This is a genomic window from Streptomyces sp. 6-11-2 (genome assembly GCF_006540305.1).
In the GTDB taxonomy this organism is placed as follows: Bacteria; Actinomycetota; Actinomycetes; order Streptomycetales; family Streptomycetaceae; genus Streptomyces.
In genome coordinates, this window is record NZ_BJOR01000001.1 from 4,334,393 (window position 1) to 4,349,682 (window position 15,290).

Annotated in this window: 10 protein-coding genes and 1 other RNA gene; 9 read left to right on the top strand and 2 right to left on the bottom strand. The window is 73.1% G+C overall.

What is annotated here, in order from left to right; genetic code table 11:
• Positions 1 to 193: 193 nt before the first annotated feature.
• The gene (locus TNCT6_RS19010; protein WP_141366587.1) at positions 194 to 3,988 is read right to left on the bottom strand and encodes an FHA domain-containing protein; all 3,795 of its coding nucleotides are present in this window, start codon (positions 3,986 to 3,988) and stop codon (positions 194 to 196) included.
• Positions 3,989 to 4,493: 505 nt separating this feature from the next.
• Between TNCT6_RS19010 and TNCT6_RS19015 the strand changes: the two genes are divergently transcribed.
• The 4 genes from TNCT6_RS19015 (at position 4,494) to TNCT6_RS19030 (ending at position 10,775) form a co-directional block, all read left to right on the top strand.
• Positions 4,494 to 6,173 (top strand): serine/threonine-protein kinase, encoded by a 1,680-nt coding sequence (locus TNCT6_RS19015; RefSeq protein ID WP_141360495.1) that lies wholly within the window; start codon positions 4,494 to 4,496, stop codon positions 6,171 to 6,173.
• Between the two features lie 111 nt (positions 6,174 to 6,284).
• Entirely contained in the window at positions 6,285 to 7,553 is a 1,269-nt protein-coding gene (locus TNCT6_RS19020) for a serine/threonine-protein kinase (RefSeq protein WP_141360496.1), read from the top strand.
• 978 nt (positions 7,554 to 8,531) lie between these two features.
• Entirely contained in the window at positions 8,532 to 9,644 is a 1,113-nt protein-coding gene (gene prfB / locus TNCT6_RS19025; RefSeq protein WP_141360497.1) for a peptide chain release factor 2, read from the top strand.
• 318 nt (positions 9,645 to 9,962) lie between these two features.
• On the top strand, positions 9,963 to 10,775 hold the full coding sequence (locus tag TNCT6_RS19030; protein WP_141360498.1) for a hypothetical protein: 813 nt from the start codon (positions 9,963 to 9,965) through the stop codon (positions 10,773 to 10,775).
• 120 nt (positions 10,776 to 10,895) lie between these two features.
• Here the strand turns inward: TNCT6_RS19030 and TNCT6_RS19035 are convergent, their stop codons facing one another.
• Positions 10,896 to 11,087 (bottom strand): hypothetical protein, encoded by a 192-nt coding sequence (locus TNCT6_RS19035; protein ID WP_141360499.1) that lies wholly within the window; start codon positions 11,085 to 11,087, stop codon positions 10,896 to 10,898.
• A gap of 252 nt (positions 11,088 to 11,339) precedes the next feature.
• On the opposite strand from TNCT6_RS19035, the gene ftsE reads away from it, so the two are divergent.
• From ftsE to ssrA, 5 genes are all read left to right on the top strand, one after another.
• The gene (ftsE, locus tag TNCT6_RS19040; RefSeq protein WP_141360500.1) at positions 11,340 to 12,029 is read left to right on the top strand and encodes a cell division ATP-binding protein FtsE; all 690 of its coding nucleotides are present in this window, start codon (positions 11,340 to 11,342) and stop codon (positions 12,027 to 12,029) included.
• Between the two features lie 33 nt (positions 12,030 to 12,062).
• Positions 12,063 to 12,980 (top strand): permease-like cell division protein FtsX, encoded by a 918-nt coding sequence (ftsX, locus tag TNCT6_RS19045; protein WP_141360501.1) that lies wholly within the window; start codon positions 12,063 to 12,065, stop codon positions 12,978 to 12,980.
• Positions 12,981 to 13,048: 68 nt separating this feature from the next.
• Positions 13,049 to 14,221 carry a S41 family peptidase gene (locus TNCT6_RS19050; protein WP_141360502.1) on the top strand — a complete coding sequence of 391 codons (1,173 nt, stop codon included), beginning with the start codon at positions 13,049 to 13,051 and terminating at the stop codon, positions 14,219 to 14,221.
• A 68-nt stretch (positions 14,222 to 14,289) separates the two neighbouring features.
• Entirely contained in the window at positions 14,290 to 14,769 is a 480-nt protein-coding gene (gene smpB / locus TNCT6_RS19055) for an SsrA-binding protein SmpB (protein WP_141360503.1), read from the top strand.
• A 120-nt stretch (positions 14,770 to 14,889) separates the two neighbouring features.
• Positions 14,890 to 15,288, top strand: a transfer-messenger RNA (tmRNA) gene (gene ssrA, locus TNCT6_RS19060).
• Positions 15,289 to 15,290: the final 2 nt, after the last annotated feature.

Consider the following 15,290-nt stretch of genomic DNA (forward strand, 5'->3'; position numbering starts at 1 on the left):
GACTGCCCCGTTCTCCGTTCCTCGTCGAACGTCCGAGCGCTGTCCCGTGGGCTCTGGTGTACGCCGGGGTCCGGGAGTCGGCAAGGGCGCCCACGGTGTCAACCGGGCGATCGTGACCACGTCGTGACTCCGGGTCAGATCCTGATCACGGCAGCGGGGGCGGACTGCGGCAACGGCAGGCAGCGGGACCTGATTACAGCAACGAGGGAACGCGGGCCGCCGACACCTCCCGCGCGGCGCGCTCCAACGCGCTTGCCAGCAGGGCGAGATCCGTCGGCCCGTTGCCCAACTCCCGTACCGAGCGCCGGGTGGGCGGGTCGCCCATGCGGTGCCACTCCAGGGGGACGACCGTGGGGCGCTGGGTCGCGGTGCGGGGGATGCGGCCCGTGACGCGGCCGCCCTGGAACGCCGTCACCCGGCCGTCCGCGCAGGCCAGCCGGCCGCGTCCGGGCGCCGGCTCGTCCGGCCCCGGGGCCGGTGCGTCCAGTGTGACCCGCAGCGCGGCCCGGCGCGCCGGTTCGGTCTGCGCCGTACGGCCGCCGGGCGTGGTGGCCGCCACCAGGTGCACGCCGAGCCGCTCGCCCTCCCGGGCCACCGCCTCCAGCGCGCGGATCACCGACCCGGCCGAGGGCCGGCCGGGCGAACCGAGCGAGGGCGAGACCAGGGCGTCCAGGTCGTCGACGACCACCACCAGGCGGGGCAGCGGTGGTGCGGCCTCCGCCTGCCGGCGGGCGGAGGCGGGCCGCAGCCGCATGGTCGAACTGGGCGGGCTGTCGAGATCCCCCGTGTCACCGGCGTTGCCGGCGGCGCCCGTTGCGGTGTGCCCCGGGGCGAATGCGCCGTGGGCGGTCGCGGTGCGCTGGGCGGCGCGGGCCGGGTCCGGGCCGGGCGTGCCCGCGCCGGTCGTCCTTGCGCCGGTCGGTGCCGTGTGGGCCGGGCCCGCGCCGGTGGGGCCGGTGGGGGTGCGTCCCGGCTCGAACGTGCCGCGGGTCGCCGTTGCTCGCTGCGGGGCGCGGGCGGCGCCCGAGCCGGCCGCGCCCGCGCCGGTCGGAGCCGCGTAGGTCGGGGCGGGGCCGGGCGTGCCGTGCGACTGCGGTGCGCGTTGGGGGACGATGCGGCCGGAGACCTCGCGCCGGGTGTGCCACTCGGTGAAGTCCGTCAGCCCCACCAGTTCGGCCCGGCGTTTCAGCTCGGCACTCAGCGACTGGGCGAACTCCCGCATGCGGACGGGGTCGTTGGCGGTGAGGTGGGTGGTCACGTGCGGCACGTCCGTGCAGACCCGCAGGCCGTCGCCGTGCCCGCCGCCCGCGCCGGTGCCGTCCCGGCCGTCCACCAGCACGATGCCGAGGCGGTCGGGCCGCTCGGCGGCGGCGAGCGAGGCGACGACGGATCGCAGCAGTTCCGTACGGCCGCTGCCCGCCGGTCCCTCGACCAACAGGTGCGGTCCTTCGGCCACGAGGTCGGCGCAGACCGGTCCGCGCGGACCGGCGCCCAGTATCGCCCAGGCCCGCCCGCCCAGGGCCACCGTGTCGTCGGCCGCGTCCGCCCAGCGGGCCTGGAGCGAGGCCGGGGTGGCCCGGGCCAGCCCCAGCTCGTCCAGCAACCGCGCCGACAGGGGCAGCGGCGCCGACACCCGGGCCGGCCGGCCCGCTCCGGACCCGTCCGTCCGCAGGGGCGCCAGGGCCCGCGCGAAACGCTCGGCCCAGGCGAGGGACACCGCGTCGACGACGGCGACGGTGCCAGGGGGTATGGGGGTGCGGTGCGGGGCCCGTGCCGCCGGGGTCCCGGCGGGTGCCTCGGCGCGCGGTGCGCGGAGGGGGTCGTCCGGGTGCCGCCGGATCCGCTCGGGTCCGCTGTCCGGCTGGGCCGCGGCCGGGTGTCCCGCGACGCGCATCAGGCGCAGCGCCGTCGCCACGTCGCCGCTGAGCAGGGCGACGGCTCCGCACTCACCGAACGCCGGTGACACCGCGCACGCCGCCTCGTAGGTGTCCGTCACCGGGGACGCGGGTGAGGCGGGCGTCGTCTCGGCGAGACACACCACGTGTATCCCGGCCCGGGGACCCTCGTGCGCCAGGCGTGCCACCGCCTCGCGGACCGCCGGGCCGCCCGGGTCGCCGTCCACGACCACCACCGTGTACGGCCCCGCGAAGCCCCGCTCGTCCGCCGGATCGTCGTCCCGCGCCCAGGAGGGCCGCCGGGCGCCGGCGGGCGCGTCCTGCGCCCGGTGGTCGCCGGCCGTGGGGTCCGTCCCGGAAGCTGGGTCGCCGCCCGGTCGGTCCGCGGTGTGGTCCTCGACGCGCCGGAGGAGTTCGTCCGTGCGGGCCGCTGCCTGCTCGCGGTCGTAGGCGAGCAGGAGGCGGCAGTCCTGGCCGTGGGCCGGGCGGACGTGCGGCAGCCAGCCGAGCCAGGACCACTCGGCGGTGCGCTCCTCCACCGGGCGGGCGCGGTCGGCGCTGAGCAGCACGATCTCGAGCGTGTCCGGGGAGTGCGCCGCGGCGAGCTGGGCGAGCACCGCGCGGGCCAGTCCCGACAGGCGGGCGCGCGGTCCGGCCAGGCCCAGTGCCCCCACCTCGCGCAGGTCGGCGGTGACCGGGACCGCGGGCAGCAGCCCCGAGCCGTCGGGGGCCGGCCGGTCGGCCGTGCCGAGCCGTACGGTGAGCGCCTCGGGGTGGCCCGCCCCGCGCTCCCACAGCCGCGGTCCCGGACCCAGGGCCGCGAGCAGCAGTGCCGCCGGGTCCGGCCAGGTCTCCGGCTGCTGCGGCGTCGTGCGCCACGCGGGCGCGTCCTGCGCGCGCAGGTCCGCCCCCGTGCCGTCGTACGTCCCACGCCGGTCGGCCGCCTGCTCGCCGCGCCCGCCGGTCAGCCGCCGCGCCCACGCCCCGAGCCCGCCGCGCCGTCGCAGGACCTGCGGCACGCCGGTGCCGCCGTCGGCCGTGATGGCGAAGGGCACGGGCGGCTGCGCCTGCGCGTTGTGGGTGTCCTCGCCGCTCTCGATCCGGGGCGCGCCGGCCTGCGCGGGGACCGCGGGGGGCTCGACGGTTCCCGGCGCCCCGGTTCCCGGCGAGTGCGGTGCGCATGTTCCCCGGTGGGCCACGGTCGGGCCGGTGGCATCGCCGTACGCGCGCGTGGCCTCCCCGTGCGCGCCGCTGCCGTCGCCGTCGCCCACGCCGTCCCGTACGCGCTCGTGTGCGGTGGTCTCGTGTGCGGTGGTGGTGTCCGGTGCGGGCGCGCCCCCGGAGGGGAGCCGCACATGGCCCTCCCCGTCGGGTGTCGTCCGTACGCGGGCGTCCCGTCCCGCGGCCGGTGTCAGGCGCAGGGCCGACTCGCCGATGCGCAGCAGCGCCCCGAGGGCGAAACGGACCGGGCGGGACCCGACGGGCCTGCCGCCCAGCACCGTGCCGTTGGTGGAGCCCAGGTCGGCGACCGAGACGCCGCCGTCGGGGGCGACCGTCACCGCGCAGTGCACGCGCGAGACGTCGGGGTCGTCCAGCGGCACGTCGGCGTCGGCGGAACGGCCCACCGTGATCTGCCCGCCGTGCAGCAGGTGCACCCCGCCCGCGTCCGGCCCCGCGACCACGTGCAGCTGGGTCGGGGCGTCGTCGAGCTCGGGGTGGGGCTCGGGGTCGGCGGGGGAGCCCAGGGACAGCACCGCGCCGTCGAGCAGCGGGGGCTCGCCGAGCGTGCAGCGCTGGGCGTCCAGCCGCTCCGAGCCCGCGTACAGCACCACGGGGCCCGCGCCCGGCTCCCGGCCGCCGGACGCGCCCCGCTCCCGGCCGCCCCGCTCCGACGCCGACGTCCCCTCGCCGGAGACCGCCGCGGCCAGTGCCGCCGCCACCGCGGCCAGAGCGGTGCCGGCGGGCGCCGTGACCAGCACGTCGCAGCTCGCGGCGCGGCCTCGCGCCGGTGGGTGGCCGCCCGGCTCCTGCGAGGCCGGGACCGTGGGGGAGGGCGGGCCCAGCGGATCTACGACGGTCAGCCGGATCTGCATCGCCGTCAGCGGTCCCTTCTGCGCGGGCGCCCGCGACCGGCGTGGGGCGAAACCGCCCCGCGGTCCCCCACCGCGGACTTTCCCCCACCACCGCACGAGCACGTCGGCCAGTTGTGGAGGCATCCTCGCACCTACCACTGACACCGCGCCCGTCGCCCACCGGCAAGTGATCTTGATTGGTCGGCTCTGCCCGCAAAAGTTCCCGGCCGATGCCCGGCGAATGTCCGCTCGATGCCTGCTTGGGATCGTTCATGTCCGTACCGGGCAACCAACCGACCCGAGCCGAGCGTCTTTCCGTCGAACATGTACGGGGCCCCGTGCGTACGTCGCTGTGGAAGGAGCCGGCGCGGGCGCGGGCGGCGGCACCGGGCGCGGCAGCTCGACCGCCCGGCACCGCGGAGGGCGGCACTAAAGTGGGTCGGAACACCCGCGCGGCGGGTCGCAGCACCCGCGGGACGCCCCAGAAGCGCGGGTTCAGGCAAGCAAGCAACAGGGAGCGCATGACGTGCGGCCGGTAGGCAGCAAGTACCTCCTGGAGGAGCCGCTCGGACGCGGTGCCACCGGGACCGTCTGGCGAGCCCGCCAGAGGGAGGCGGCGGGCGCGGAGGCAGCCGTGCCCGGGCAGCCCGGTGAGACCGTCGCCATCAAGGTCCTCAAGGAGGAGCTGGCGAACGACTCCGACATCGTGATGCGGTTCCTGCGGGAGCGGTCCGTCCTGCTCCGGCTGACCCACCCGAACATCGTGCGGGTGCGCGACCTGGTGGTCGAGGGTGATCTGCTGGCGCTGGTCATGGACCTCGTCGACGGCCCCGACCTGCACCGCTACCTGCGTGAGAACGGCCCCTTCACACCCGTGGCCGCCGCTCTGCTCACCGCGCAGATCGCCGACGCGCTCGCCGCGAGCCACGCCGACGGGGTCGTGCACCGCGACCTGAAGCCGGCCAACGTCCTGCTGAGGCAGGACGGCGGGCAGATGCACCCGATGCTGACCGACTTCGGCATCGCCCGTCTGGCCGATTCGCCCGGACTCACCCGCACCCACGAGTTCGTCGGCACGCCCGCGTACGTCGCGCCCGAGTCCGCCGAGGGCCGCCCGCAGACCTCCGCGGTCGACGTCTACGGCGCCGGAATCCTGCTGTACGAGCTGGTCACCGGCCGTCCGCCGTTCTCCGGCGGATCGGCCCTGGAGGTCCTGCACCAGCATCTGAGCGCCGAACCGCGCCGCCCGTCCACCGTCCCCGAACCGCTGTGGACGGTCATCGAACGCTGCCTGAGCAAGAACCCCGACGGACGGCCCAGCGCCGAGAACCTCGCCCGGGGGCTGCGCGTCGTCGCCGACGGCGTGGGCGTGCACGCGAGCCCCGCGCAGATCGCCGCCGCGGAGGCCGTGGGGGCGCTGCTGGCGCCCGACCCGGCGCCCGCGACCGTGCCCGCCCCCGACGTGCCCGGCGCCGCCGACCCCACGCAGGTGCTGCCGCAGGGCGCGGCCTCGTACGACCCGAACGCCGCGACCAGCTTCCTGCCGCACACGGGTGGCGCGTCCGGCACGGCCGATCCGACCACCGTGCTGCCCGCTCACGGCGGCGACTCCACGCGGCTGATGCCGCCGATGCCGCAGGGGGCGCCGGGCGACATGAACGGCGCCGGCGGCGGGCCGTACGGGGACCAGCAGCCCGAGCAGCCGCACCCCTGGCAGAACCAGCTGCGCGCCGCCCGCGACCGCAACGAGCAGACGCAGGTCCAGTACCTGGACCCCAGCGAGGACCCGCTGCGCCGCCGCCCCCAGCGGCAGGTCGCCCGGCCCCAGCAGCAGCCGCAGCGTCAGCAGGCGCAGCCCGGTCGCGGCTATCAGCAGCAACAGCCGCAGCGGTACGCGCCCCAGCCCCAGCCCCAGCGGTACGCGCCGCCCGCCCAGCCGGAGCCCCGGCGGCCGGTGCGCGAGCCGAGGCCGCCGCGGCAGCGCAGCGCGAACCCGATGAAGATCCCCGGTCTCGGCTGCCTCAAGGGCTGCCTGTTCACGATCATCATCCTGGTGGTCGCCGGCTGGCTCGTCTGGGAACTGACGCCGTTGCAGGACTGGATCGGGACCGGCAAGGGCTACTGGGAGCAGCTGAGCTCCTGGGCCGGCGCGGTGAGCGACTGGGTCAAGAACCTGGGCGGCGACGGCAGCGGCAGTGGCAACTAGGCGCGGGTCTGGGGATTTGTCGACAGTCGGCGGGTGAATTCCGGCTCTGTGGTGAGGGTTGGCTCGCCGGACGCGTAGCTTTGTCGGCAACACGCGTCTGTAGGAGCAGTCTTGGCACGGAAGATCGGTAGCCGGTACACCGCCAACCAGATCCTGGGGCGGGGCAGCGCCGGCACGGTGTGGTTCGGCGAAGGACCCGACGGCCCCGTTGCCGTCAAGCTGCTGCGCGAGGACCTCGCGTCCGACCAGGAACTCGTGGGCCGCTTCGTACAGGAGCGGACCGCGCTGCTGGGCCTCGAGCACCCGAACGTGGTCTCCGTACGGGACCTGGTGGTCGACGGCAACGACCTGGCCCTCGTCATGGACCTGGTCCGCGGTACGGACCTGCGCACCCGGCTGGAGCGGGAGCGACGGCTGGCGCCCGAGGCGGCCGTGGCGATCGTGGCCGATGTGGCGGACGGGCTTGCCGCGGCGCACGCGGCCGGGGTCGTGCACCGGGACGTCAAGCCGGAGAACGTGCTGCTGGACATGGAGGGGCCGCTCGGCCCCGGTGGTGCGCACCCGGCGCTGCTGACCGACTTCGGTGTGGCCAAACTCATCGACTCTCCCAAGCGGACCCGGGCGACGAAGATCATCGGGACGCCGGACTATCTCGCGCCGGAGATCGTGGAGGGGCTCCCCCCGCGGGCCGCCGTGGACATCTACGCGCTCGCCACGGTCCTGTACGAGCTGCTGGCGGGCTTCACGCCGTTCGGCGGCGGGCATCCGGGCGCGGTGCTGCGCCGGCACGTCACGGAGACGGTGGCGCCGCTGCCGGGCATCCCGGACGAGCTGTGGCGGCTGATCGTGCAGTGCCTGGCCAAGGCGCCGGCGTCGCGGCTGCGGGCCTCGGAACTGGGTGCCCGGCTCAGGGAGCTCCAGCCGATGCTCGCGGGGATGCCGGCGCTGGATGTGGACGAGCCGGGTGCGGAGCCTTCGCAGGAGGCGGGCGAGGAGTCGTCGTCCGACAGGTCGGCGGATCCGGCCGGGGGCGGGGCCGCGGGCGGGGCCGTGGAGCGGGTACGGCGACGGGGAGCGGTCCCGTTGGTGCCCGGGGCGAAGCCGGACTCCAATCGGGACACGCACACGTCGATGCGGGTGCCCGCGCCGGACGAGCTGGCGGGGGGTGCGCGGGGGACGGCGCGGGTGCCGCGGGCGGCGGGTGCGCCGCGGCCCGGTTCCGCCGCGCGTCACCGGGCCGCGGCGCGGCGGCGGCGGGTGACGCTGGGAGTCGCGGGGGTGGTCGTCGCGGGGGTGCTCGGGGCGGGGGTGTGGTGGGCGTCGTCGGGGGACGGGACGGATGTGGCGCCGGGGGCGCCTGGGCAGTCGGCGTCTCCGTGACGCGTTGATTTCGGTTTCCGGGACTTGTGTCCCGGACCCGGGTTCGGGGCTGCGCCCCGCTTCGCCCGCCCGCCCGTCTCGGTGGGTGGGTTCCGTCCGTGGGGCTCCGCCCCAGACCCCGGCGGGGGCTTCGCCCCCTGCGCCCCCGGTTTCCCACCCACCCGCCCGTCTCGGTGGGTGAGGAGGGGATCGGGAGGGGTGCGCCGTGGGGATGGGTGGGTCCGGAGGGCGTGGGGTGCCGGGCGCGGGTGCGCCCGGCACGGGTGACCAGTGGAGAACGGGGGCGCCCGGAACAACAGGCCGCGGGGCGGGGCGCCCAGCGGCAGCTGGCCGTGTGTGGGTGGCGGGTGTACCTGGCGGTGACGGGCCGGAGGCGGGTGTGCCCGGCGGTGACGGGCCGGGGGCCGGTGTGCCCGGCGGTGGTGAGTCCTGGAAGGCGGGGCGCCTGGTTGCGGTCGGCCAGAGGGCGGGGTGCCCGGTTATGGCGGGTCCCAGTGGGCGGGGGTGTCCGGCAGTGGTGGGTCCTGGAGGGCGGGGCGCCTGGTTGCGGTCGGCCAGAGGGCGAGGCGCCCGGTTATGGCGGGTCCCAGTGGGCGGGGTGTCCGGCAGTGGTGGGTCTTGGAGGGCGGGGCGCCTGGTTGTGGTGTGCCAGAAGGCGGGCTGCCCGGTTGTGGTGCGCCAGAGCGCGAGGCGCCAGGTTGTGGCGGGTCCCGGCGGGCGGGTGTGCCCGGCAGTGATCGGTCCGAGGGCGGGGCGTCCGGTTGCGGTGGGTTCCAGTGGGCGGAGGCGCCCGGCTATGGCGGGTTCCAGTGGGCGGAGGCGCCCGGCAGCGGTGGGTTCCGGAGGAGGGGAGCGCCGGTTGTGGTGGGCCCTGAGGGTCGGGGCGCCCGGTAGTAGTGGGGCCTGAGGGGCCGGGGTGGCCCCAGCGGGCGGGGGTGTGCGGCGTTTGTCGCTTGGCGGAGCCGTTACGCTGGATGCGTGGCAGTCGTCGATGTATCCGAAGAGCTGAAGTCCCTCTCCTCGACCATGGAGTCGATCGAGGCCGTTCTGGACCTCGACAAGATGAGGGCAGACATCGCCGTGCTCGAGGAGCAGGCGGCCGCGCCCTCTCTGTGGGACAACCCCGACGAGGCGCAGAAGATCACCAGCCGGCTCTCCCACCTCCAGGCGGAGGTCAGGAAGGCGGAGGCCCTGCGCGGCAGGATCGACGATCTCGGTGTGCTCTTCGAGCTCGCCGAGGCCGAGGACGACCCGGACACCCGAAACGAGGCCGAGGCCGAGCTCGTCGACGTCAAGAAGGCGTTGGACGAGATGGAGGTCCGGACGCTGCTCTCCGGTGAGTACGACTCCCGCGAGGCGCTCGTGAACATCCGGGCCGAGGCCGGTGGCGTCGACGCCGCCGACTTCGCCGAGCGGCTCCAGCGCATGTACCTGCGCTGGGCCGAGCAGCACGGCTACAAGACCGAGATCTACGAGACGTCGTACGCCGAAGAGGCCGGCATCAAGTCGACCACCTTCGCCGTGCAGGTGCCCTACGCCTACGGCACCCTCTCCGTCGAGCAGGGCACCCACCGCCTGGTGCGCATCTCGCCCTTCGACAACCAGGGGCGCCGGCAGACCTCCTTCGCCGGTGTCGAGATCCTGCCCGTCGTCGAGCAGACCGACCACATCGACATCGACGAGTCCGAGCTGCGTGTCGACGTCTACCGCTCCTCCGGCCCCGGCGGCCAGGGTGTGAACACGACGGACTCCGCGGTCCGCCTCACGCACATCCCGACCGGCATCGTGGTCTCCTGCCAGAACGAGCGCTCGCAGATCCAGAACAAGGCCACGGCCATGAACGTCCTCCAGGCGAAGCTGCTCGAGCGGCGCCGCCAGGAGGAGCAGGCCAAGATGGACGCCCTCAAGGGCGACGGCGGCAACTCCTGGGGCAACCAGATGCGCTCCTACGTCCTGCACCCGTACCAGATGGTCAAGGACCTGCGCACCGAGCACGAGGTCGGCAACCCCGAGGCCGTGTTCAACGGCGAGATCGACGGGTTCCTGGAGGCCGGAATTCGCTGGCGCAAGCAGCAGGAACAGGGCAAGTAGCAGCCCGGGACACCGCAAGCAGACTCTTTGTCGACAAGGCAACTGCCGCTCTTCCAGCGGCAGTTGCCTTTTCTATTGCCCGATGTCCGGGTTTTACGTCACGCTCACATACTTCAACCACGCGCAAACAGCGCACAGTTGGACATCGCGCCCGCAACGACCTTGACGGTCCTTCAAAAAGCGGCAAAGGTGAAACGTGGCATGCGCATTTCTGGGGCGCATGTGAACCGGGGGGATTCGCACTGCGCCAACTACCCCCGTTGATCACGGCCCCGCGCGCCGCTCGAAGACGATTCAGCTACTGGGGGTAGCAACCATATGACGAAGAAGACGCGGGTTCGTGTCGCGCGCATCGCGGCCGGTGCCGTGATCGCCGCCGGCGCCTCGCTGACCGCCGCGGGCGCGGCCTCGGCCCTCGACCTCGGTGTCAGTGCCGGCGTCGGCGGCACCGGCATCAAGGCGAACGTGTCGCTGGCGGGCGAGGGCGAACCGGGCGAAGGGGACCCGGGCGACCCCTGCGACATCGGCACCGGCCCGGAATGCGGCAACGGCGGTAACGAAAACGGTGGCGGCACCGGCGGCGACGGCGGTACCGGTGACAACGGTGGCGGTAACGGCGACGGCGGCACCGGTGACAACGGTGGCGGCAATGGCGACGGCGGCACCGGTGACAACGGTGGCGGTAACGGCGACGGCGGCACCGGTGACAACGGCGGCGGCAACAACGGCGGCGGCACCGGTGACAACGGCGGCGGCAACAACGGCGGCGGCTCCGGTGACAACGGCGGCGGCTCCGGTGGCAACACCGGCGGCAACAACGGCAACGGCGGTAACGAAAACGGTGGCGGCAACAACGGCGGCGGCTCCGGCGGCAACGGCGGTTCCACCGGCGGCACCACCCCCAACGGCGGCGGCAACAACACCGTCCCGCAGGAGCAGGGCTCCTCGGCCCTGACCGAGACCGGCTCGGACAGCAACCCGTCCGCGCAGGGCAACGGCCAGGAGCTCGCCGAGACCGGTGCCGCGGAGACCACGTTCCTGCTGGTCGGCGCGGCCACGATGATCGCCGGCGGCATCGGCTTCCGGTTCCTGCCGCGTCTGATGGAGGGCCGTGGCGGCGCCGCTGCCTGAGCGTGGCGACCGGCGTACGCACCGTATGCGGCATCCGGTACGGGACGTACGTGTGAGTGAATGACCAGGGGCCCGGAGCGGCAAGCTCCGGGCCCCTTCACGTCGTCCTCGGCGCGCGTCCTACACCGTCTGGTGGGCCAGCAGCGCCACCGCGGCGATCAGCACCACCAGCAGCGCGATCAGCGCCGTGGGGTTCAGCCCCGCGAAGAAGTTCTCCTGCTGCAGCCGCTCGCGGTTCGCCCGGCACACGGGGCACCGGCCCTCGCTCACGGGCGCCGCGCAGTTCGCGCACACCAGCCGGTCGTACGTCATCCGCTCGCCCTCCTTGCACCGGTTCCACTCTGTCAACGCCCACGCGCGCGTGAACGTTCCCTCCCCACCATGCCAGGTTCGCCGGGACGGCGCGCGGGTCGCTCCGCAAGCACGGGCCTTGTACCAACTCCGCGAGAATATGCCCCGTACAAAAACACACAACCCACACGTAACCCTGATCGGCGACTGCGCGCCCGTACCCGGTTCGCGTAAGGTCACGCTCATCTACCCCCGGCGATCCGTGGTGCATCCGTGATCCGATTCGACAATGTCTCCAAGGTCTACCCCAAGCAGACCCGCCCGGCCCTCAGGGATGTCTCCCTGGAGGTGGAGAAGGGCGAGTTCGTGTTCCTCGTGGGGTCCTCCGGCTCCGGAAAGTCCACCTTCCTGCGGCTGATCCTCCGCGAGGAGCGGTGCAGCCACGGCCAGGTGCACATCCTGGGCAAGGACCTCGCGCGCGTCTCCAACTGGAAGGTCCCGCAGATCCGCCGCCAGCTGGGCACGGTCTTCCAGGACTTCCGCCTCCTGCCCAACAAGACGGTCGCCGAGAACGTCGCCTTCGCTCAGGAGGTCATCGGCAAGTCCAAGGGCGAGATCCGCAAGTCCGTGCCGCAGGTGCTCGACCTCGTCGGGCTCGGCGGCAAGGAGGACCGCAGGCCCGGCGAGCTGTCCGGCGGTGAGCAGCAGCGCGTCGCCATCGCCCGCGCCTTCGTCAACCGGCCCAAGCTGCTCATCTGCGACGAGCCCACCGGCAACCTCGACCCGCAGACCTCCGTCGGCATCATGAAGCTGCTCGACCGCATCAACCGGACGGGCACCACCGTGGTGATGGCGACCCACGACCAGAACATCGTGGACCAGATGCGCAAGCGCGTCATCGAGCTGGAGAAGGGCCGTCTCGTCCGCGACCAGGCGCGCGGCGTCTACGGCTACCAGCACTGACCAGTCCACGACGGAAAGGCTTGACCAGACGCCATGCGCGCCCAGTTCGTCCTGTCGGAGATCGGTGTCGGTCTCCGTCGCAATCTGACGATGACCTTCGCCGTCGTCGTCTCCGTCGCCCTGTCGCTCGCCCTGTTCGGCGGGTCGCTCCTGATGAGCGACCAGGTCAACAACATGAAGGGCTACTGGTACGACAAGATCAACGTCTCGATCTACCTCTGCAACAAGAGCAACGCCCAGAGCGACCCCAACTGCGCCAAGGGCGCGGTCACCGAGGACCAGAAGAAGACGATCCTCACCGACCTGAACAAGATGTCGGTGGTGCAGAAGGTCACCTACGAGTCCCAGGACGAGGCGTACAAGCACTACAAGGAGCAGTTCGGCGACACCCCGCTGGCCAGCACCATCACGCCGGACCAGATGCAGGAGTCGTACCGGATCAAGCTGAAGAACCCCGAGCAGTACAAGGTCATCGCGAGCGCCTTCAACGGGCGTGACGGGGTGCAGTCCGTGCAGGACCAGAAGGGCATCCTGGACAACCTCTTCGGGCTGCTGAACGGCATGAACTGGGCCGCGCGCGCGGTGATGTCGCTGATGCTGGTCGTCGCGCTGATGCTGATCGTCAACACCGTGCGCGTCTCGGCCTTCAGCCGCAGGCGTGAGACCGGGATCATGCGCCTGGTGGGCGCCTCCGGCTTCTACATCCAGGCGCCGTTCATCATGGAGGCGGCGGTCGCCGGGCTGATCGGCGGCGGGGTCGCCTGCGGATTCCTGGTGACCGCGCGGTACTTCATCATCGACCACGGTCTCGCCCTGTCGGAGAAGCTGAATCTGATCAACTTCATCGGCTGGGACGCGGTGCTGACGAAGCTGCCGCTCATCCTCGCGACAAGTGTGCTGATGCCGGCGTTGGCCGCGTTCTTCGCGCTGCGCAAGTACCTGAAGGTGTGACGCACGCCAAAGAGGTCGTACGGTCGAGCAACCGTACGGCCTCGGGGCGTTGTCCTAGACTCTCCGCCATGTCGGGCCGTGACCTGTTCCGTCAGCCCCGCCGCGGCCGCGCCGGGGCCGCCCTGACATTGGTCTTCGCGAGCGTGCTGGTGGCGGGCGCGGCGACGGGCTCCCTGCCCGGCCACGACGACCGCAAGTTCCAGGCGGGCGAGGCTGGTTCGGCCGTGCCCGTAGGCCGGCCCGAGGAAGTGACCCGGGCGGCGGCCGAGGCCATGGCCGTCGGCGAGTCCCCCATGCAGGCCGCCGCACGTGCCGTCAGCCGCAGCGGCGACCGCTGGGGAGCCGTCTACTCCCGGGGCGAGTACGAGGAGTTCCAGGAGTCCCTGGACGGCCAGTACACCGGCGTCGGACTGTCGACGCGGCGCCGCCGGGACGGCTGGGTCGAGGTGGCGAAGGTCCGGGCGGGCTCGCCCGCGGCGGCCGCCGGCATCCGCCGGGGCGACCGGCTGCGCAGCGTCGACGGCGAGCGGACCGACGGGCTGCCGGTGACCGACGTGGTCGCGCTGCTGCGGGGCGACGCCGACGACGCGCCCGCCGGCACCGCCGTCACCCTGGGCCTGCAACGCGGCAAGCGCGTGTGGACCCGGACGCTCCGCCGGGCCCGTCTGTCGACGGACCCGGTCACGGTACGGCGCTCGGCGGGCGGCGTGACCGTCATCAAGATCGCCGCGTTCTCGAAGGGCGTGGGCGACACGGTCCGCACCGCCGTACGCCGCTCCCCGGCCGCCGACGGGATCGTCCTCGACCTGCGCGGCAACTCCGGCGGCCTGGTCACCGAGGCCGTCACCACCGCCTCCGCCTTCCTCGACGGCGGCCTGGTCGCCACGTACGACGTCGACGGCGACCAGCGCGCCCTGCACGCCGGCTCCGGCGGGGACACCACCCGGCCTCTGGTCGTACTCGTCGACGGCGGCACGATGAGCGCGGCCGAACTGCTCACCGGCGCCCTCCAGGACCGCGGCCGCGCGGTCGTCGTGGGCTCCCGCACCTTCGGCAAGGGCTCGGTGCAGATGCCGAGCAGGCTGCCCGACGGCTCGGTCGCCGAGCTCACGGTCGGGCACTACCGCACCCCTGGCGGGCACGCGGTGGACGGCCACGGCATCACCCCGGACCTGGACGCCGGGCAGGACGCGCTGCGGCGCGCGCAGACGGTTCTGACGGGTCTGGGCGAGGCGTCCTAGCCCGGCCGGGCACGCCCTTTAATACGTTTCCCGCACACCCCCTCCGTAGTGCGAAAATGGGGGGCACTATGGCTAAGGAAAAAGGGCGCAAGCTGATCGCGCAGAACAAGAAGGCGCGGCACGACTACCTCATCATCGACACCTACGAGGCCGGTCTGGTGCTGATGGGGACCGAGGTGAAGTCGCTGCGTCAGGGGCGGGCGTCGCTGGTCGACGGGTTCGTGCAGCTCGACGGGCACGAGGCGTGGCTGCACAACGTGCACGTGCCCGAGTACAGCCAGGGCACCTGGACCAACCACAGCGCCCGCCGCAAGCGGAAGCTGCTGCTGCACCGGGAGGAGATCGACAAGCTGGAGTCGAAGTCCCAGGAGACGGGTCACACGATCGTGCCCCTCGCGCTGTACTTCAAGGACGGCCGGGCCAAGGTCGAGATCGCGCTGGCGAAGGGCAAGAAGGAGTACGACAAGCGACAGACGCTCCGCGAGAAGCAGGACCGCCGCGAGACGGACCGCGCGGTGGCGGCGGCGCGGCGCAAGCAGCGGGCGTAGCGGCAGGCCCGGGACGCGGGGAATGCGCTGGCACGGACCTGCGTTGGTCACGTACGATGGACCCAGCACCGCGAGGCCGGTGCGGATCTCCTCTCCGGAGGGGTTTTGAAAAAACAACATGGGGATGATCGGTTTCGACAGCGGCTGTCGAAGCAGGGGAAGCGTGTCGAGGAAGCGGCCATGATCTCGTAAACCACAGGCCGAAAAAATAATCGCCAACACCAAGCGCGATTCCTCCCAGCAGGCCTTCGCCCTCGCTGCCTGATCTCAGGTAGCAGAGCGAGCCTCCTACTAAGGGAGTGTCAGCCCGGGGCTGTTCCCGACCCGGATCCTGGCATCAGCTAGGGGACTAAACCTTGATCCCGGTCACGGGGTGAAGAGGGAAACCAAACAGTGACTGAGCCCGTCGGAGACTTGTCCGCGTGATCTCCGGGGCTGAGAAAAGCGAAGCGGACTGCACACGGAGAAGCCCTGATTCTGCACCGTTGGACGCGGGTTCGATTCCCGCCATCTCCACGATC